Below are 19,773 nucleotides of genomic sequence, written 5' to 3' on the forward strand. Positions count from 1 at the left end.
GGATAGGCTAACATTGATAGCCGATAAAAGGGTTATTAGTAAAAGTTTACGCATATCAACTTTGTTAACCATTAAATATGCTCAAAATTGCCCGCTTATAAAAATTAACCACGGGAAAGTTACAATGTAGGCGGAAGAAGAGACGGGTTAATCCGAAAGGTAAAAGCTAGTTACTTTAGGGTAATTTGTTACATTTGATGAAGGATGAAATACTATTTTAAATTTGGCACCGGGTTGATTTTGCAATTAGTTATAACTGTAATATGGATACTTGTTATCTTTTTTAGCAAGAATATTTCAGCAGTGGCAAGTTGGTTTATTTACATAGGTTTTGCGTTTAACCTGATCAGCCTTTTCTATTCAAATTTAAGATCAATACTAGTAGCAATAAATAAAGAACCCCAGCTTGAATTTGATGAAGTTTGTATTTATGACCATGTTAAAAATGTAAAATATTATTGGGCAGATATTGACGAAATTGAGGAAGAAAACGGTTCACTCATGATTAAAATGTACCCGGTTGCAAAGCAAACTTCAACCGGCCAGATTTTAATACGCCAGGCTCCTAAAACTATCAGGCTTGGAAATGTGAATGCTTATTTATCAGAACTATTAACAATGTTGAATAGTTACAGTATAAAAGCTTTAAATACGGAAAAGCCGAAGAGTGAAAATTGAGTGTTTCTACTACAATTTTCACCGTCGACCTTTTCCTTCAGACTATATCATCGCCTTATTCAAAGCTTTTATAGCTTCGGCAAAATCTTCTCTTGCAACCAAAAACTGGATGTTTACCTTACGTAGGGCAAAGCCACAGCTTTTAATATTGATACCATTTTGTGCCAGTGCCGTTGCCGATTTGGCCAATAAACCCGGCTGATCCATATTGGAACCGATTAGGCATACCATTGCCATTTTTTCAACAGTTACTTTCTCGTAATCATCTTCTAATTCCTGTATCAGCTTTTTATTGAAATCCTTATCCCATATCACAATCGAGATACTGTTGGCGCTGGTGGCCTTAAAAGTATAGCTTACGCCATATTTATAAAATAGCTGCATGATATGAAAATCGGTGCCTACGTTGCCCACCATCGATGGGTCGTATATATCAATCATCATTACTTGCTCGGTTCCGGTAATTACTTCAACCCTTTTTTTATCACATATGTACTCGCGTGTGATTAGCGTGCCGGGATGTTCGGGTTGGAAAGTGTTTTTTATTCGCAGGTCAATATCATTGATCTCTAATGGTTTGGATGCTTTTGGGTGGATAGCCTCCATGCCCACATCGGCCAATTGGTCGGCCACATCGTAGTTGGTATTGCCTACCGGGAAACAATTTTCGACACCAACCAATTGCGGGTCGGCAGTACACAAATGGTATTCTTTATGTATTATGGCTTCCTGTGGTTTTACTTCAACGGCTATTTTACTAAAAGTAACTTCAGAGTATCCTCGGTCAAACTCGCGCATAATACCTTCGGTACCTTTGGCATAGCCGGTTACAATAGTAATGGTGCCGGCAAAATCTATATGTTGCAGATCTTTCCGGATGCGCTGATCTATAGTTAAGGACCGGTGATCATGGAAGCCGCTTAAATCTACAAAAGTGGCGTTGATGCCCATATTTTGCAGGATATTGGCAAAAACAAACGCCGAGTGACTTTCGCCTATAGATGCCAGGATTTCGCGTGCCGCCAGCAAAACATCGGCCTTATTTACATAGCCAGAAGCAAGGATGTTGGCAATATTTTCCAGGTAAGTTTGTGCGTCTTTAAGGCGTTGCTCAATAAAAGCATCGGCCTGGGCAAGGTTTAAGCCAAGGCCTTCATAGTTTTTATTGAGTTGTTTTAGTTTAACAATAAGTTCTTTAAGGGGCTTATGGAAATCTTTATAAGTTGCCAAACGGTGATAAACACCAGGGGCCTTGGTTTTTTTATTTTCGAGCAGGAGGTTGGTTACCCCCGAAAATGCCGAGACTACAAAGATGCGGTTGTAAAGCTGGTTGCCGCTGCGTTCAAACAGGATAATGTTTTTGATGACATCACCCAATGCGGTCATGGATGTACCGCCGATTTTTTCTACTGTTAACATTATTTTAAAACACGAATAGACACGAATTTTGTCGGATTACACGAATAAAAAACAAATTTCTGTCTATTTAGATATGAAAACTTTATATAATATAACTGCCTTTACGCTAATCCAATTCCTGAAATTCGAGATAACCGGCACTAACTAGTGTATTGCAGCATTGTCCCGAACCCAACCTAATTCGTGTAATTAGAAAAGATTTACGACAATTTGTGTGTCAATATTAATGCTCTTCCTTTTTATAAAGGTCGCCGGCCTTTTCGGCAGATAGCTTAATACCCTTTATCATCGCCGAACTAAAGCCATTGTGTTCCATCTCGTTAAGCCCTGCAATGGTACAACCGCTTGGCGATGTTACCTTATCAATTTCCTGTTCGGGGTGCGATGATAGCTGCAATAATAAATCGGCAGCACCTTTGGCTGTTTGCGCAGCCATTTTCAGTGCATCGCCGGCGTGAAAACCAATCTCCGTGCCACCTTGCGATGCAGCGCGGATAGAGCGCAAAAAGAAAGCAATACCACAGGCACAAAGTGCGGTAGCTGATGTCATTAATTCTTCATTAATCTGGATACTTACGCCAACGGTATCAAAAAGTGATTTTACCAGGTTAATGTTTTTATTGGTACCGTTATCGGTGGCAATACAGGTCATGGAGTGGCCAATGGCTATTGCGGTATTGGGCATAGCACGCACCACCTGCACGTTTAATTCCAGTTGCTGGCGGATATCGCTGCAGCTAACGCCGGATATTACTGATATCAGGAGTTGTTTTTCGGGCTTAATTGCAGGCCTTATCTCGTCAAGTAACTTATTTAACTGCTGCGGCAAAACTGCCAAAACTATGATATCCGATTTTTTAACAGCTTTTAAATTGTTATCGGTGGTATGGTAGCCTAAAGCGGCGTAATCTGCCAGCGCAGCTACATTCCTGCGTGTAAGTGTTATTTGCTGGGGTTTGCAAATACCTGCTTTAACCAACCCTTTGGCTAACGAAAGCCCGATGTTTCCAGAGCCCAAAATGGCTATTTGCTGTGATGCGTTCATGTGGTTTTACTTAAACGAGTTCCAAATGGTTTGTTGTTCTTTATATTTCCTAAATCGTCGCTTTTGCCAATTATTACCGCTTTTACGCCGCAGGCTATCGCTGTAAATGCATTATCGAGTTTAGGCAGCATACCGCTGTGTATAATTCGTTCTTTTTTTAATTCTTCATAATGCTCGGGGTTTATTTCGCGTATTAATGAGTCGTCATCATCAATATCCTGCAAAACCCCCTTTTTTTCAAAGCAATAAATCAGGGTTGTATCATATAACGATGCCAAGTTTACCGCCAATGCCGATGCAATGGTATCGGCATTAGTATTTAATAACTGCCCTTCGCCATCATGCGTTATCGCGCAAAAAACAGGGGTAAAGCCCGCCTCCATCAATTTGCTTATATTGCCCGGGTTTATAGAGTTTTCGTCGATATCGCCGACAAAGCCATAATCAATAGTTTTTACCGGGCGTTTTTTTGCTTTTATAAAATTACCATCCGCACCTGTAAGCCCTATGGCGTTATTACCAAAACGTTGTAACTGAGCCACTATATTTTTATTGATGAGGCCGCCATATACCATGGTAACCACTTTTAGCGTTTCAATATCGGTTATGCGCCTGCCATCAACAAGCTTCGCTTCAATGCCTAAATCCCCTGCTATTTGTGTTGCTACCTTGCCGCCGCCATGTACCAATATTTTATATCCATCCAGCGTTTCAAAATCTTTCAGGAAATGATATAAGTTTTCGGAGTTATCTATTACATTTCCACCGATTTTGATAACATGCAGACTTTTTTTGACTGTTATTTCGGTCGATTTAATAGAAACTGTATCACTTTTGTTCATTCTTCACAATAATTTAACACGGCACTTGTTAATTTGACCGCATTTTAAATAGAAATCTGTTAAAAATAAGAAATTATAGTCTATTTCCTGTAAAAATGATTCAAAAATGATTGTTTGGTTACACTATTGTAAGTTTACAATTTGATTATGAAATAATTAGTATACATCAATTTAAGGCATTAAACTTGCTGTAAATTTTTCCTATGGATAAAAAGAAAGGTACAAAGCCACGTGTTGTGATCATCGGCGGCGGTTTTGGAGGACTTGAATTAGCTAAGAACCTTAAAAATGCACCGGTTGATGTACTGTTGCTTGATAAACATAATTACCATACATTTCAGCCCTTGCTGTACCAGGTAGCTGCCGGTTCTATAGCTGCCGATTCTATTGGCTTTCCAATCAGGAGGATTTTTACAAAGCAGGAGAATTTCAGGTTTGCACTTGCCGAGGTTGAACAGATACACCCCGAAACCAATACGCTTACCAGCAATATAGGCACGATATATTACGATTACCTGATTATTGCAACAGGATCAAACACCAACTTTTTTGGCAACAAGGAAATTGAACATTTTGCTATGCCGATGAAGAATATCCCGGAGGCCTTAAACCTGCGTAGTTTGATATTGCAAAATCTCGAAATGTCGTTAGTCACCAAAGACCCGGAAGAGAAAGCGGCCCTGATGACTTTTGTAGTAGTAGGTGGAGGGCCAACCGGCGTGGAGCTATCCGGTGCGCTTGCCGAAATGCGCCAGCTGATTTTAATGAAAGACTATCATGGCTTGCGTAAGCATAATATGAAAGTTTACCTGGTTGAAGGTAAGGATGTTGTGCTTGGCGCCTTCTCGCCGGCAGCATCGGCAAAAGCAAAAAAGTTTTTGGAAGACATGGACGTCACCATTTACAATAGTGTACACGTGCAAAGCTATGATGGTGTTTTGCTTAAAATAGATGATGGCACTACCATACTTACCCGCAATGTTTTATGGGCTGCAGGCGTAAAAGGCGAGGTGCCCGCCGGCTTACCCCCAACTAATATTACAAGGGGTAACCGCATACAAGTTGATGAAATTAATAAAGTAAATGGTTATAGCAATATTTTTGCCATTGGCGATGTATCGGCTATGATTACCCCCGAAACACCGAATGGGCATCCGGGTGTGGCTCCTGCGGCTATCCAGCAGGGAGAGTGGCTTGCCAAAAACCTGGTGAGGATATTGAATAACCAGGCCACCGTGCCGTTTAAATATAAAGATAAAGGATCGTTAGCTACAATTGGGCGTAATAAAGCGGTGGCCGATTTAGGCAAGCTACATTTCCAGGGACTTTTTGCCTGGTTATTGTGGGGCTTTGTGCATTTAATGTCGTTAGCCGGGTTTACCAATAAGGGAATTATATTTTTTAGCTGGGCCATTAACTACTTTAATAAAAACAGCGACAACCGCCTGATTGTACGTTATTTTGATACGGAAACCCGGATGACAGATCCTGAGTCTAAATAAAATCAGTTGTTTAAAACATTGCGGCGTTTATTTTATTAGTAAAAAAGTAAACGCCTATGGATTTATTTGTTGTAATTGCTTTATTGGTTATTGTAAGCGCATTTTTCTCCTATTTAAATGCGCGCTTTATAAAACTTCCGGGTACCATCGGAATTGTTTTGATAGCCACCATAGTTTCTATCCTTATATTAATTGTTGATAAACTTGACCCTGCAACGGCTGGTTATTTAACTACCCTGGCCAAGAATATCGATTTTTCGAAGGTGGTGCTCAATATTATGCTGGGTTTCCTGTTGTTTTCGAGCGCATTTAATCTCGACGGGAAAAAGCTAAAAAAAGAAATGCGGCCTGTGTTGGTACTAAGCACGTTAGGTGTGATATTATCAACAGCTATTTTTGGTTTTCTTTTATACTACCTGGCCCCATTTTTTCATATCCACATGCCTCTTATTTATTGCTTACTGTTCGGCGCTTTGGTATCGCCTACCGACCCGGTGGCGGTTTCGGCAATTGTTAAAAACTCAAAATTGCCGGCACACCTTGAAACTATTATCTCGGGCGAATCGCTGTTCAACGATGGGGTAGGCCTGGTATTATTTGTGATTTTACTTGAGATAACCAATGTGGGCGAAAAAAATATTGAGGCTTCAAACGTAGTTATACTTATTTTGAAGGAAGTTTTTCTTGGAATTATTGCCGGGGCCGTTTTCGGGTATCTGGCACAGCGGCTCATGAAATCGGTAAAGGATTTTCAAACCATTGTGCTTATTTCTTTGGCTTTGGTAATGGGTTTATCGGTACTGGCTACAATTTTTGAATTTTCTATCCCATTAGCAGTAGTAACCGCAGGTTTGTTTGCAGGTAGTCATTCCATTAACCAGGATAATAAAGAGCGTTCGCATGAATCGTTGGAGAAGTTCTGGCAGCTGGTGGATGAAATGCTGAATACTATTTTGTTTGTGATGATTGGCCTGCAGCTTATCAATTTACCATTTGTGAATAATTATTGGGTTACCGGGAGCATCTCTATCGTATTTATATTGATAGCCCGTTGGTTAAGTATCATGCTACCGCTTACATTTTTAAGGCAATCATTAAAGGTAAACTACAGCAATATTAACGTAATGACCTGGGCCGGGTTAAGGGGAGGAATTTCGATTGCCCTGGCGCTAACTTTACCGAATACGCCCTATCGTCACCTCATCTTATCAGGAAGTTATTTTATAGTGATATTTTCGGTAATAGTGCAGGGGCTTACGCTTAATGCGATGATAAACAAGGCATCTAAGTACATAGAATAAGCGTTATTTTAATTTCGACATGTATTCGGCGATCTCGCTTTCAACAGAATCTTCGCTTTTACTTAGGGTATTGATAATGTTTTCACGCTCAAGTAATGATCTGTTCTGACTTAGCTTTTGTTTGCCTTGCAAATCGTCGACAATAATTTCAAATGCCACAATGCCCTTCATCATTTTTTGCTTGTAATCATCGGGAAGGTTATTCCATTGTTGCAGATAACCGGCTTCATAAGTGTTTATCATTTTGGTTAACAGGCCGGCAGTTTCACTCCCTTCGGCTAATAAACTTGCTTTTCCGTAGGCGTGTACAGCTAAATAATTCCAGGTAGGTACGTTAGTTTCCTTTTCGTAATTAGCGGGGGATATGTAAGCATGTGGTTCGGTAAATATCACCAATACCGGTTTATTAATTATGGCCGATGCCTGTGGGTTTGCTTTGGCAAAATGAGATAACAGCACTACCTTATTGTCGCGCTGTTCAATCAAAAAGGGAAGGTGGGTAGCAACCGGCACATTATTATCAGCAGTAATTATAGTGGCAAAACTATAGCGTTGCATAAAGCTAATGGCCTCTTGCTGGTCGGGAAACTTATTGAAAACCGGTATATACATAGTCCTCGAGAATCAAGAGTTAAGATTTTTGCTAAATATTTGCATCTATAAAAGCTGACTATAAACTTTCCAACATTTGTTTTAACACAGCCTGCGCCGCCCAAACTCGGTTACCGGCCTCATGTACAACAATACTGTTAGGCCCGTCCAAAATTTCGTCAGACAGCTCTAAGTTGCGGCGAACAGGTAAGCAATGCATAACCTTAGCATTATTGGTGAATTTTAATTTTTCGTTGGTCAGCATCCATTCCTCATTTTTACCCAATATGTTACCGTACGGCTCATAGGCTGACCAGTTTTTTACATAGATAAAATCGGCGCCCGCTAAGGCCTCCTCCTGGTTATAAATGATAGTTGCACCTTGGGTAAAATCGGCACAAAGTTCATATCCTTTAGGTTGCACGATGGTAAAATCAACATCAGCCTTGCACATCCACTCAGAAAATGAATTTGGCACGGCTTGCGGCAGCGGCTTAATATGCGGCGCCCAGGTTAATACAACTTTAGGGCGGGCAGTTGTTTTTAATTCTGTTATGGTAACCAAATCTGCAAGGCTTTGCAAAGGATGCCGGGTAGCCGATTCCAGGCTCACCACAGGTACCTTGCAAAACTCCACAAACTTGTTAAATATCATTTCGCTATAATCTTCCTCGCGGTTACGAAGGCCCGGGAATGAACGCACCCCGATTATATCTGCATACTGGCCCATAACACCTGCGGCCTCGCGGATATGCTCAACCGTTGTTCCGTCCATTACAACGCCATCGCGAAGCTCCAAAGCCCAGCCTTCTTTATCGATATTAAGCACCATTACATTCATGCCCAGGTTAAGGGCTGCCTTTTGAGTGCTCATGCGTGTACGCAAACTTGGGTTTAAAAATACCAATGCAAGCGTTTTATTTTTGCCCAGTTGCTGATTGGCATAAGGGTTTTGCTTAAGCGCCAATGCTTCTTTTACAAGGGCATCAATATTGGTAACGTCGTTTACAGAAGAAAATAGTTTCATCGGTCGGGTTTATTATATATTGCGATCTATTGATTTAAAACATCTACAAAGGCTTCCAGGAATCTATCCGCATGAGCCCTGGTTAAGTTTAAAGCAGGTAATAGCCTTACTACGTTAGGTTTAGCCTCGCCTGTAAAAATATGGTGTTTAAATAAAAGTTCTTTACGCGCGTGGGCCAATTCTTCGGGCAATTCAATCCCGATCATCAAACCACGTCCCCTTACCTCTTTAACCTGCTCCAGTTTTTTAAGCTCCTTTATCAGATACTCGCCAACTGTAGCTGCATTTTGCATCAGGTTGTCCTGTTCCATTACTTCCAGCACAGCTAATCCGGCGGCGCAAGCTAAATGGTTGCCACCAAATGTGGTACCTAACATGCCATAAGCAGGCTGTATTTTTGGCGAAATAATGATGCCGCCAACCGGGAAACCATTCCCCATTCCTTTGGCCATGCTATAAATATCAGCATCAACTCCTGCAAAATCCTGCGAGAAGAATTTGCCGGTACGCCCATAACCACATTGAACAGAGTCGGCTATAAAAACAGCGTTATACTCATCGCATAACGACCGGATTTTTTGCAGAAAACTTTCTGGTGCTACCTGGATACCGCCAACGCCTTGGATGCCCTCGATTATTACAGATGAAATTTCGTTTTCGGCAAAAGCCTGCGCCAAAGCAGCTTCATCAGCCCATGGCAAAAATATTACATTGTCGGTTTCGTTAATAGGGGCTACAATTTTTGGGTTATCAGTAACTGCAACAGCTAAAGATGTGCGCCCGTGAAATGCCTTGGTAAATGCAATAACTTTCTTTTTACCATTATAAAACGATGCCAGTTTTAAAGCATTTTCGTTTGCTTCGGCACCGGAGTTGCAAAGGAATAGTTGATAATCTTCTTTACCTGATACCTTACCTAATTTAGTGGCCAGCTCTTTTTGGATTGGGATTTCGATAGAGTTGGAGTAAAAACCAAGTTTGTGCAGTTGATCTTCTAACCGTTTTACATAGTGTGGATGCGTATGGCCAATAGATATTACAGCGTGACCGCCATACATATCAAGGTATTCGTTGTCCTGGGCATCATACACAAGGCTACCCTGGCCTCTTACTATATTTATTGGATTGATAGGATATACGTCGAATAATTTCATTTTCGTTGAGCTTAAAGCTAAAAGCTTAAGGCAGAAAGCCTTTATTTTCTTAGCGTTTGATAAGGCCAATCAGCATGGCGTTAACTTTGTTAGTTGACTTATTTGTTTGCTGAAACAAATCTTTTTATCGTCGGCAACTGCCTTTAGCCCTAAGCTTAAAAAGCAGCCGCCTTAAGTCGTAGTCCTGCGCGCTCGTCCAGTCCGAACATTAAGTTCATGTTTTGTACTGCCTGGCCCGATGCGCCTTTAAGTAAATTATCCATAATGCTGACAATGAATATTTTATTGCCATGTTTTTGCACTTGAACAAAGCATTTGTTGGTGTTTACAATTTGCTTTAAGTCAATATTCCTGTTGGTTACGTGGGTAAATGGATGCCCCTCGTAATAGTTTTGATATAGCGTTAAAGCTTCATCTTCGCTTAAATCGCTTTCTGTGTATATCGATGCGATAATACCACGTGTAAAGTCGCCGCGGTAAGGCACAAAGTTGATGGCTTTATCGAAACCAGACTGTAGCTGCTTTAAAGATTGGCCTATCTCATTCAAATGCTGGTGATTAAATACCTTGTAAACAGATAAGTTATCATTTCGCCATGTAAAGTGCGAAGTAGCTGCCAGGCTTTGGCCTGCACCTGTTGAACCGGTAGTCGCGGTAATGTGTACCTCGTTGTTTAACAATCCTTTTGATGCCAGGGGCAATAATCCCAATTGCAAACAAGTAGCAAAACAACCCGGGTTGGCTATGTTTTCTGCCGTTTTAATGGTCTCCCTGTTTAACTCAGGCAAACCGTATGTGAAGTTTTTATTTTTTACTTTTGAATTTTGACTTAAACGAAAGTCCTGGCTAAGGTCAATAATCTTTACTTCGTCTGGAATCTCATTCGCGTCCAAAAACTTTTTAGCATCGCCATGGCCAACACAAAGGAATAACACATCTATATTAATATTAAACTCTGCGGCGAATTTCAGGTCGGTATCACCAAATAAATCGGTATGTACCTCGTAAATATAATTGCCTGCATTGCTGTTGCTATGTACAAATGCAATATCAACGTTAGGGTGGTTAATGAGAATACGCAGCATTTCGCCGCCGGTATATCCCGCACCGCCAATAATGCCTGCACGTATTTTATTTAATGTTGATCCTGTCATTATTTGTTGATGGATATGAATATAAAATAAACTCCAGGTCACTTTGATCATAATTGCTGATGAAGTGTTTTTGCCCTGGTAATATTTCGATGCCCTGCTCTGGCTTTAAAACGGTTGTTTCTCCATCAATGGAGAAAGTTGCCCGCCCTTTCAAAATAAAGAACAATTGAGTTGCCTTTTCATGGTAATGTAATTGTTCTGCCGTATCTGGCGGCATTAGCTCTTGTTTTACAGATAATGCATCTGTATCAACAAAAGTCCAGCCGTGGCAGTCATCGCCCCAGTTATAATGCTTCAGGCATTCTCCTTTTGAAAAGGGTGCCCCCCTACCCCCTAAAGGGGGAGTGGGAACAGTGCTATTATTTTCTTTGTCTGCCATGATTAGTCTTGAGCAATTTTTGCTCCTCCTTCAGGGGGCTGGGGGGCATTTACTTTGTGATAGATCATTACCTGGTTGCCAAATATTTTAGAAAAGCCTTTAACGTCTTCGCCGCTCCAGGAATTATTCATTTCGCCGTAGCTACCAAATTTATTCGACATCAGATCATGATCCGATTCGATACCTACAACCTGGAAACGGTATGGGTGTAATTGCACAAATACTTTACCGCTTACGTTTGCCTGGGTATCGCTTAAAAATGCCTCCATGTTGCGCATAATTGGGTCATGGAACTGACCTTCATGCAGCCAGTTACCATAGAATGCAGAAAGCTGATCTTTCCAGGATAGCTGCCATTTGGTTAGCACGTGTTTCTCTAAAGTATGGTGAGATTTTATAATTACCATTGGCGCAGCAGCCTCAAAGCCTACCCGTCCTTTAATACCAATAATGGTATCGCCAACGTGAATATCCCTGCCAATGCCATATGGCTGCGCTATAGCCTGCAAAGCCTGGATTGCTTTGGTTGGGTGATCATACTTCTCACCGTTAATACCAACTAATTCACCTTTTTCAAATGTAAGCACAAGATCTTTCACTTCAGATTCGGTTACTTGAGTTGGCCATGCTTCTTCAGGTAATCCTAAGTTTGATGTTAAAGTTTCTTTACCACCTACAGATGTACCCCAGATGCCTTTGTTAATTGAATACTTAGCTTTCTCGAAGTTCATTTCCACACCATGATCTTTCAGGTATTGGATTTCCTCTTCACGGCTTAATTTTAAATCGCGGATAGGGGTGATGATCTTAACTTCGGGAACCAGGATGTTAAAGATCATATCAAAACGTACCTGGTCGTTACCTGCACCGGTGCTGCCGTGGGCAACAAACTCGGCGCCAATTTCTTTGGCGTAGTTAGCAATGGCAGTAGCCTGGCTCACACGCTCGGCACTTACCGAAAGCGGATAGGTGTTATTTTTTAAAACGTTACCATAAATCAAAAAACGAACACAGGTATCGTAAAAGTTTTTAGTTTCATCAACCACATGGTGTGATGTAACGCCCATTTTATAAGCGCGCTCTTCAACTCCTTTTAACTCTTCGTCGCTAAAGCCACCTGTATTTACAATTACCGAATGTACTTCATAACCAAGATCCTGTGTTAAATATATACAGCAAAATGAGGTGTCTAATCCGCCGCTGTATGCTAATACTACTTTCTTTTTCATTCTTTTTTTAGAGGTAAAAGGTTAAAGGCGAAAGGTTAAAGGTTTTCGCCTCGTAATTTTTTGGTAAAAGGTTAAAGGCGAAAGGTCAAAGGTTTTCGCCCCGTAAAAATTTTATGAAGCCAATTAACATGGCTTTTATCTCGTTTATTGCTGTGTTAGTATTTTCATAAATTTCTTTTGATATAAATCCCAAGTCATAAATCAGGTAACAAGTATATTCTACTTCATGCGCAGATCCTAAGGCATTGTCAAGATAATGAACAAAATCACGATCCGTATTTTTCCCACAACCTTCTACAATATTCAAAGGGATGGAGTATGTTGATCTGCGCAATTGGTTGGTTAAAGCAAATCTTTCTTCTACAGGCATTATTGGTAGAATATCGGCATACACCTGCTTGGTAAGCAAATGTGATTTTTTCCAAACATCTAACTTTTTATAATCCCTCATTTACCTTTACTTTTCCTTTTAACTATAGTTAGTTCTACCTTTTGCCTTTGACCTTTCACCTATCGTTTTCTGCCTTTTACCTTTGCCCTTTCGCCTTTCACCTCTAATCGTGGTGAATTCGTTTCTTAATTGCATTTTCTATCCTTTCAAGCAGCGTTGCCTTGTGCGTAATGCGTTTCATCTTTTCCTCGTCCTGCTTCATTTTTTCGGCAGGGTCAAAAAGCATGGCGGTGCACATACAGTTTTTGCGGCCTTTGCTCATCAGGATGTCGTAGTTAACGCAGCTTTTGCAGCCGGCCCAAAAGTTTTCGTCCTGGGTAAGCTCGGAGTAGGTTACTGGTTCGTATCCAATTTCTGAGTTTATTTTCATTACCGCCAGCCCGGTGGTTAGCCCGAATATTTTGGCTTCGGGATATTTTTTACGTGAAAGCTGGAAAATAGCATGCTTAATGGCCTTTGCCAAACCCACTTTACGGAAGTTAGGATTAACAATTAAGCCCGAATTGGCTACGAAGTCGCCGTGGCTCCAGGTTTCAATGTAGCAGAAACCAGCCCAGGTACCGTCTTTATGCAAGGCGATAACTGCTTTGCCTTCCAGCATTTTGTTGGCAACATATTCTGGCGAGCGTTGCGCAATACCCGTTCCGCGTGCTTTAGCCGACTCGGCCATTTCATCGCAAATCATTGTGGCGTAATCTACATGCTGTGCTGTAGCAACCTGAATATCAAAATCTTGTATGGTCATTTAAATAGATAATTACCGTTAAATTAATTGGCTTTTGATCGCCTTAATAATTAGATGGCTTTTTTACAAAGAAGTTTAACAACTTTTTTGTGGGGTTTAGTACGGGAAATTAATTCAAACCCTTGGCATATAGGGCCTTCGTCGGGAAGGGCAGGATAAAAAAACAGTTGAACCCAAAGCAGCGGCAATGGGAGCAAATGATGCTCTTGTTGCGGGCTTATTTAAGCTTGGTTGATTCATTTTTTTGAGGTATTACTGTGTTTTTAATTTGGGTGCAAATTAGGCCATAAATTTTTACTTATACAAGAAAAAACTTACTTTATAACATTTAAATGGAATTGAGGTGATCTGGCCGATATTATCCCTTTGAAAAACAGTAAAATAAAGTTATCGCTATTTAATTCTGGCGGGCCATGAAATGCTGTGAAAATGATATACAAATACTCAAAATTATGCCAGAAAGACGATACAAAAGTTCAATTAATTTCAACTTTTGTGATACTAATTAACACTTTTACGCACCTACCGATAAATCAATGAATTTGAAGACGGGCCAGTGTGCCCGATGACTTTATTTTCCCTGCGCGATGAGCCCGATGGCGTCCTCCCGAGATTTGTTTTCAATGGCCATCACAAATTCTATCGGGCCGCCGCCTTTGCCGCAGCCGAAACATTGGAACATATTTTTTTCTTCGTAAACCATTAATGAGGTAGCCTGGTCTTTGTGGAAGGGGCACTTACCTTTAAGCGCTTTCCGGCTTACTTCGAGCAGGATATATCTGGAGACGATTTGTACGAGGTTGGGTTGGACAGGGGTAGAGATAGATTCTGACATAAACATATAAGATGGGCGAAAATAAGAATTAATCTGCCAGGGGCTAAAACTTTTCGTTACTTAATCTGGATGCCCCGGGATTGTTAACTGAAGAAAGAGAAAGAATACTTATTTTGGCAAAGCGCAAATCTGTTTAAATGTATAAGCCATTTTTTGGATGAAGCGCACATCAGCAACCAATTGTCGTATTTAACCTTTTAACATTTACCTATGGATCGCGTAGCATTTAAAATGAAGCTTTTTCCCGGCTTCGAGCAGGAGTACAAAAAACGGCATGATGAAATATGGCCCGAATTATCGGCACTGCTAAAAGATGCCGGGATAAGCGATTACGCCATCTTCCTGGATGAGGACACCAACAGCCTGATAGGCGTTTTGAAAGTAGCCGATAAGGCCTTGCTGGATACTCTGCCTGCAAGCCCCATTATGCAAAAATGGTGGGCCTATATGGGCGATATTATGGAAAGTAATCCCGATAACTCGCCGGTAAGTACACCGTTAAAAGAGGTTTTTTATTTGCCATAAGTATTTAATTTTATGAAAAACTTAATACGTAAAAATGCAGGCTTAAGCTTATTGCTGATAGTAGTGATGATGCTGTCTTCTTTTATGCTGATAAAACCAGCCGATAAGCCAACATTTTACGTGATCGGCGATTCAACCGTGAAGCATGGTAAAGGTGTAGGCGATGGCGGTTTGTGGGGGTGGGGCGACTTTATAGCCCAGTATTTTGATACAACCCGGATAGCAGTTGAAAACGATGCCCTGGGTGGCACCAGTAGCCGCACTTTCCAAACCCTGGGGCTATGGGACAAGGTGCTGGCAAACGTAAAACCCGGCGACTTTGTAATTATGCAATTTGGCCATAACGATGCCGGCGCATTGGATGATACCGCCCGGGCACGCGGAACCATTAAAGGTATTGGCCCCGAGCAACAGGAAATATACAACCCGGTACGGAAAATACAGGAGGTGGTACACACCTACGGCTGGTACATGCGCAAGTATATTGCCGATGTAAAGGCCAAAGGCGCAACGCCAATAATTTGTTCGCCGGTACCGCGCAATTTTTGGAAAGAGGGCAAGTTTGCCGGCCGCAGGAACAAGGACAGCTACGGCCAATGGGCCAGTGAAATAGGTGAAGAAACCGGAACCTGTTTTATCCATCTGAATAAAATGATAGCCGATGATTATGAAGCCGAGGGCGAGGCAAAAGTAAAGTCGACCTATTTTGGTACCGATGCTACCCACACATTTGAACCTGGTGCACAGTTAAATGCAAGAATTGTAATCCAGGGCATTAGGTCGTTCAATACTTTGGCGTTGAATAAATATTTGAAGTAGTAACTGTTATGACATTGTCGCAAATGGGGCTGTAGAGACGCATAATTTGCGTCTCCCCCAGGACATTCAGGCTTTGCAAGGCCGATTTGCATGTGTGATTTGCATGCGGGAGACACAATTATGTGTCTCTACATTGATTGAAAAAATAACTTTGATAAACAGTAACTTATAATTTGTGCTGCTTCCAGCTACCTTTCAGGTACAAAAAGCACAGCATCTGCAACCGTGGCCCCGTCGGCATTTTTGTTGGAGATTTGTACGTAAGCCTGCTTGCTTTTTGATAAACTGTATAATCCCAAAGCAACCCATTCACCCGATGTTTGTCCTTCAACCTGGATAGCTGCCTGGTCAATTGTTTTTTCAGTTGCGTTTGTTCCGTCAAAAACGGTGATCTGCGTTTTTGCTGAAGCATTTTTAGTTTTTGGGAAATAAACGTACACGTTATAGCTACCATCTTTAACAATAGCCGGTTTGAACTTAACTGAATTAAGCGCGCTTGTTTTGGCCGTATCAATAAAATAAGTTGGGCCGTAACCACCCGATTGTGCAACTTTCCAATCGCCGGTTATTTGAACGTGAGCGATATCATCATTATCAACCAATACCTCGGGTGTGCTGCCATTTGCAAGCGGATTGCTTTTCAATAGTTTCTGCACCGCTGTAACATCCACCATTTGCACGGGTATTTTTCTGTCAATAGCCTGGCAGGCGGCAACGGCAGCCGACTGGCCTAATACCATAAACACCGGTTCCATGCGAATAGAACCATAAGCAATGTGCGAAGCCGAAAGGCAAACCGGTACTAAAATATTTGAAGCCTCTGCCGGTTTTGGAACAATGGCCCGGTATGAAACCGGGTAGGGGCCAAAACCGCCCACTTCAACATTGCCTTCATTTTTAACCATCCCATCAACCACCTGCCTGTCGCAATTGTGCGAGTCCATGGTATAGGCGGCCATACCAACACCATCATTGGCAACCTCTTTTCCCTGGCAGTATTGCTGGGTCATTACCAACTGGCCTACCATCCTGCGGGCCTCCCTGATATAAAGCTGGGGAGTCCAGTTTCCATGATCTATATATTCGTCTTTTGGATAGCCCCATTGTTTCATTTCATTACGTATGTTAGCCGGTATCCGCGGATCGTTACCAAGGAAATACAGTAGGCCTTTTGTATAGGTTTCATGCGCTTTCTGGATTTTTGATCTTGTTTCATAATCAGCTTCGGGGTAATCCCAGTTCATGCCTATCATATCGGTAGAAAAACCACCTTTATTATTAATGTCAGTCTTCCCATTAGGCATTTTGCTTATGATCAGCACATCGTTAATTGATTTCCAGGGCGCTTTTTCCTTCAAGCGAAGCAGCAATTCATATTTTTGAGCATCGTAGTTTTGCGGCCTGGTAATGTCTATCCGATTTTCAGGTATGTTGGTTAAGGTAATGCGGAAGTTATAAGCCTGTACCTTTTTATCTCCAGAGCCATTTGCCTGTAAGCTGGTGTTAGCTATCCCCCATAATAAACCGCTTTTTGGGTCGCCGGGTATTTTATAAGGGTCAATACCCTCGGGAAACTGGTGACCATCCATTAATTCAACACCGTTTATGGTTTCATGGTACTGGCTGTTTGCCTCCCGCCCAACCGTGTAAGAAACACCCGAGCGGGCCATTAAATCACCTTCGTAGGTGCAGTCAATAAATTCCTTTGCTTTAATAGTTATATGGGTGTCGGCGGTTGGTTTCAACGAATTTTCAACTACCATTCCGGTTATCATGTTACCGCTCTTATTTACTTTGATAAGGCGGTTTCTCATTAAAACAGTAAACCCCGCTGTTTTTGCGTATTCGTTAAAAATAGCCTCGGCTACGTTTGGTTCAAATATCCATTGCTCAAATTTTCCGTAATGCTGTCCAATCTTCCTGTAAAAATCCCTGGCCAGGCCGGTAACCACATATTTATTGCCGATATCGGTATAGCCTAAGCCGCCCGATGTCATGCCGCCCAAATGATTTCCGGGCTCGACCAATACTACTGTTTTGCCCAATTTTTTTGCTGTATAAGCCGCAATTACCCCCGCGCAGGTGCCGCCATATATACAAACATCGGTTTCAATCGCTTTAGTGCTTTGTGCGCGGACGGGCAGTATCGCACAAAAATGAGTTACTATGATTAAAAGGATAATTACTTTAAAATTTTTCATGGTTGATTGTTTAAAGGTCAGGCACCGCAATACCGGCTATATTTATTTGGGTACCTGCACCGCACTGTCATTAATTACAAACGGGTGCTGTTGCAGTATACGGTAAACTTCGGCCCCTGCCAATAATACCGGGCCGTAGCCATGTGCGGCATAGTTGTTTACCGGCCGATAGTAATAAAAAGCAGGATCGAACCCCATACCTGTACCCACGCAGGTGCCTTCTACCTGGCCCTTACTATTTACCCTGGTGCTCACCGCGTTCCAGGCAAGCAGTGTCGCAGGGCCGTAAGCTTTGGCATCCAGCCAGCCCTTGTTAATGGCCCTGGCAAAGCAATAGGCGTAAATGGCTGTTGCCGAAGTTTCAAGGTACGAATCATTACGGTCAAGCAGCTGGTGCCAGAAACCCATTGCATCCTGGCGCTGCGCAAGGCCGGCTGCATGTTTTTTTAGCATTTCTAATAAAACCGCTCGCCCGGGATGGTCGTTCGGCAGCGCGTCAAGTAATTCAATGGTAGTTAAAATAGCCCAGCCATTTGCCCTGGCCCAATGAAACTGGGGGTGCGGGTCCATATCCTGAACCCAGCCATGCATAAATAATCCACGTTCAGGGTTAAACATTCGTTTGCTGAATAATTGGTACTGCTTTACTGCTTCGTCAAAATACTTTACGTCGCCGGTAAGCGAGCCCATTTGTACCAAAGCCGGAAGGCTCATATACATATCATCAAGCCATAGGGTATTTGGATGTGGCCGGTTGCGTGCCAACGTTCCATCGGCCAGGCGAAATTGTTTTGTGAGGATATAATTGATGTAGTTGTCAATTATCGGCCGTAAATCTGCCTTTACGGTCCCGGTTTTTACAGCTTTGATCATCGCCGCGGCCATTGACCCTGCATCGTCAAGCGCCTCGGGGGCAATTACCGACTTTACAGGCGTTACTACCTGAGGGGATGTTTTCAGGTAAGCTTTAAACGCTGCAACAGCGTTACCAATATAACTCAACCGGTTTATGGTGTAGTCTGTAAATTTTTTATCCCCGGTTGCTGCGCCTGCTTCCAGCATCCCGGTGTATGTTACACCCCATTCATAGCTGATCAGCCTGAAATCGCCATCGGCAAAAACGCTATTGGCGTTTACGTTGGCCAAATTATTGATTGCCTGACCGCCCGGTTTGTCAATGAGCTGATAGGGGGTAACCGCATCCAGGTAATGATATACCTTATCCAGCACGGCTTTAACATCGGCTTGTTTGGTTTCTCCGTATGGCGTTATATAAACAGGCTTAAGCAAATGTAAGGGAGCCGTTGCATCGTTGTTTTTCGAAGCCGTAATTTGACCATAGGATGCAAATGATATTGTTTGTATTAAAAGCGTAATAACAAAGCAGTTTATAACAAATTGCAAAAGCAGGCAATTGCCGGTTGTACTGTTAGGTTGGCTCATGAAATAATGTAATTGGTTGATGTATTCGGTTATAAAGTTATGATATTAGATGTTCTGGAGGGAACATTAAGTCAAAAATCAAAATTCAAAAAGGTTTTTTGGTCTAGTGGTGAGAAGCTTTCTAAAAATAAAAAACAGACCGTCATTGCTTTGTGCTTACTCATCACATGTTGGGTTTTCGAGGTGCGTAGGCCTGTCACCCTGAGTAACCTTTATTTGCGCACAAAAGATTGCATTGTAAATGACACTTTTTTTCAATTGATAATCAGTAAGTTACAAATGCGTCAACGGCGACTTATCGAAGGGTCGCGCGGAGGGGCCTTTGCCCGCTATGGTTCGACAAGCTCACCATGACAGCCCTTTTCACGATGTCATTGCCCCTTCAGCGTTTCCCCAAATTTTACCACCCACAATAACGCGTGGATATATTTCA

General features: G+C 42.0%; 19 protein-coding genes. 5 read left to right on the forward strand and 14 right to left on the reverse strand.

Features of this window, described 5'->3' with window-relative positions; genetic code table 11:
- Nucleotides 1–204 precede the first annotated feature (204 nt).
- Nucleotides 205–678 carry a hypothetical protein gene (locus tag AC1DV1_RS19090; protein ID WP_477362117.1) on the forward strand — a complete coding sequence of 158 codons (474 nt, stop codon included), beginning with the start codon at nt 205–207 and terminating at the stop codon, nt 676–678.
- Nucleotides 679–720: 42 nt separating this feature from the next.
- Here the strand turns inward: AC1DV1_RS19090 and AC1DV1_RS19095 are convergent, their stop codons facing one another.
- The 3 genes from AC1DV1_RS19095 to argB form a co-directional block, all read right to left on the reverse strand.
- A complete protein-coding gene (locus AC1DV1_RS19095; RefSeq protein WP_477362119.1) occupies nt 721–2,097 on the reverse strand; it encodes an aspartate kinase in 1,377 nt (458 codons plus the stop codon).
- 223 nt (nt 2,098–2,320) lie between these two features.
- Nucleotides 2,321–3,142 (reverse strand): pyrroline-5-carboxylate reductase, encoded by an 822-nt coding sequence (gene proC / locus AC1DV1_RS19100; protein WP_147060622.1) that lies wholly within the window; start codon nt 3,140–3,142, stop codon nt 2,321–2,323.
- The gene (argB, locus tag AC1DV1_RS19105; RefSeq protein WP_477362121.1) at nt 3,139–3,984 is read right to left on the reverse strand and encodes an acetylglutamate kinase; all 846 of its coding nucleotides are present in this window, start codon (nt 3,982–3,984) and stop codon (nt 3,139–3,141) included. Before argB ends, proC begins: the two co-directional genes overlap by 4 nt.
- Before the next feature lie 203 nt (nt 3,985–4,187).
- On the opposite strand from argB, the gene AC1DV1_RS19110 reads away from it, so the two are divergent.
- Nucleotides 4,188–5,486 (forward strand): NAD(P)/FAD-dependent oxidoreductase, encoded by a 1,299-nt coding sequence (locus tag AC1DV1_RS19110; RefSeq protein WP_477362123.1) that lies wholly within the window; start codon nt 4,188–4,190, stop codon nt 5,484–5,486.
- Between the two features lie 56 nt (nt 5,487–5,542).
- The gene (locus AC1DV1_RS19115) at nt 5,543–6,787 is read left to right on the forward strand and encodes a cation:proton antiporter (RefSeq protein WP_477362126.1); all 1,245 of its coding nucleotides are present in this window, start codon (nt 5,543–5,545) and stop codon (nt 6,785–6,787) included.
- A 3-nt stretch (nt 6,788–6,790) separates the two neighbouring features.
- Here the strand turns inward: AC1DV1_RS19115 and AC1DV1_RS19120 are convergent, their stop codons facing one another.
- From AC1DV1_RS19120 to AC1DV1_RS19160, 9 genes are all read right to left on the reverse strand, one after another.
- A complete protein-coding gene (locus AC1DV1_RS19120) occupies nt 6,791–7,399 on the reverse strand; it encodes an FMN-binding negative transcriptional regulator (protein WP_477362128.1) in 609 nt (202 codons plus the stop codon).
- 58 nt (nt 7,400–7,457) lie between these two features.
- The gene (locus AC1DV1_RS19125; protein ID WP_477362130.1) at nt 7,458–8,405 is read right to left on the reverse strand and encodes an N-acetylornithine carbamoyltransferase; all 948 of its coding nucleotides are present in this window, start codon (nt 8,403–8,405) and stop codon (nt 7,458–7,460) included.
- Between the two features lie 26 nt (nt 8,406–8,431).
- Nucleotides 8,432–9,559: an aspartate aminotransferase family protein gene (locus AC1DV1_RS19130; RefSeq protein ID WP_477362132.1), complete on the reverse strand. Its 1,128-nt coding sequence runs from the start codon at nt 9,557–9,559 to the stop codon at nt 8,432–8,434.
- A 155-nt stretch (nt 9,560–9,714) separates the two neighbouring features.
- Nucleotides 9,715–10,713, reverse strand: a complete 999-nt coding sequence (gene argC, locus AC1DV1_RS19135; RefSeq protein WP_477362134.1) for an N-acetyl-gamma-glutamyl-phosphate reductase — start codon at nt 10,711–10,713, stop codon at nt 9,715–9,717.
- Complete coding sequence (locus AC1DV1_RS19140; protein ID WP_477362136.1) at nt 10,691–11,092, reverse strand: cupin domain-containing protein; 402 nt, start codon at nt 11,090–11,092, stop codon at nt 10,691–10,693. Before AC1DV1_RS19140 ends, argC begins: the two co-directional genes overlap by 23 nt.
- Nucleotides 11,093–11,094: 2 nt before the next feature.
- Complete coding sequence (gene argG, locus AC1DV1_RS19145; protein WP_477362139.1) at nt 11,095–12,321, reverse strand: argininosuccinate synthase; 1,227 nt, start codon at nt 12,319–12,321, stop codon at nt 11,095–11,097.
- A gap of 85 nt (nt 12,322–12,406) precedes the next feature.
- Nucleotides 12,407–12,772 (reverse strand): four helix bundle protein, encoded by a 366-nt coding sequence (locus tag AC1DV1_RS19150; protein WP_477362141.1) that lies wholly within the window; start codon nt 12,770–12,772, stop codon nt 12,407–12,409.
- Between the two features lie 103 nt (nt 12,773–12,875).
- The gene (locus AC1DV1_RS19155; RefSeq protein WP_477362143.1) at nt 12,876–13,517 is read right to left on the reverse strand and encodes a GNAT family N-acetyltransferase; all 642 of its coding nucleotides are present in this window, start codon (nt 13,515–13,517) and stop codon (nt 12,876–12,878) included.
- Nucleotides 13,518–14,088: 571 nt separating this feature from the next.
- Entirely contained in the window at nt 14,089–14,352 is a 264-nt protein-coding gene (locus AC1DV1_RS19160) for a CHC2 zinc finger domain-containing protein (protein WP_147060594.1), read from the reverse strand.
- Nucleotides 14,353–14,562: 210 nt separating this feature from the next.
- On the opposite strand from AC1DV1_RS19160, the gene rhaM reads away from it, so the two are divergent.
- Both rhaM and AC1DV1_RS19170 read left to right on the forward strand, forming a co-directional pair.
- A complete protein-coding gene (rhaM, locus tag AC1DV1_RS19165; protein WP_477362145.1) occupies nt 14,563–14,877 on the forward strand; it encodes an L-rhamnose mutarotase in 315 nt (104 codons plus the stop codon).
- Between the two features lie 12 nt (nt 14,878–14,889).
- The gene (locus AC1DV1_RS19170) at nt 14,890–15,696 is read left to right on the forward strand and encodes a rhamnogalacturonan acetylesterase (RefSeq protein WP_477362147.1); all 807 of its coding nucleotides are present in this window, start codon (nt 14,890–14,892) and stop codon (nt 15,694–15,696) included.
- Between the two features lie 188 nt (nt 15,697–15,884).
- On the opposite strand, the gene AC1DV1_RS19175 is transcribed toward AC1DV1_RS19170, so the two are convergent.
- Together AC1DV1_RS19175 and AC1DV1_RS19180 are read right to left on the reverse strand one after the other, a co-directional pair.
- Nucleotides 15,885–17,897, reverse strand: a complete 2,013-nt coding sequence (locus AC1DV1_RS19175) for an FAD-dependent oxidoreductase (protein WP_477362149.1) — start codon at nt 17,895–17,897, stop codon at nt 15,885–15,887.
- 42 nt (nt 17,898–17,939) lie between these two features.
- Entirely contained in the window at nt 17,940–19,340 is a 1,401-nt protein-coding gene (locus tag AC1DV1_RS19180; RefSeq protein ID WP_477362151.1) for a glycoside hydrolase family 88/105 protein, read from the reverse strand.
- Nucleotides 19,341–19,773 lie beyond the last annotated feature (433 nt).

The organism is Mucilaginibacter sp. P4_D1, assembly GCF_056401935.1.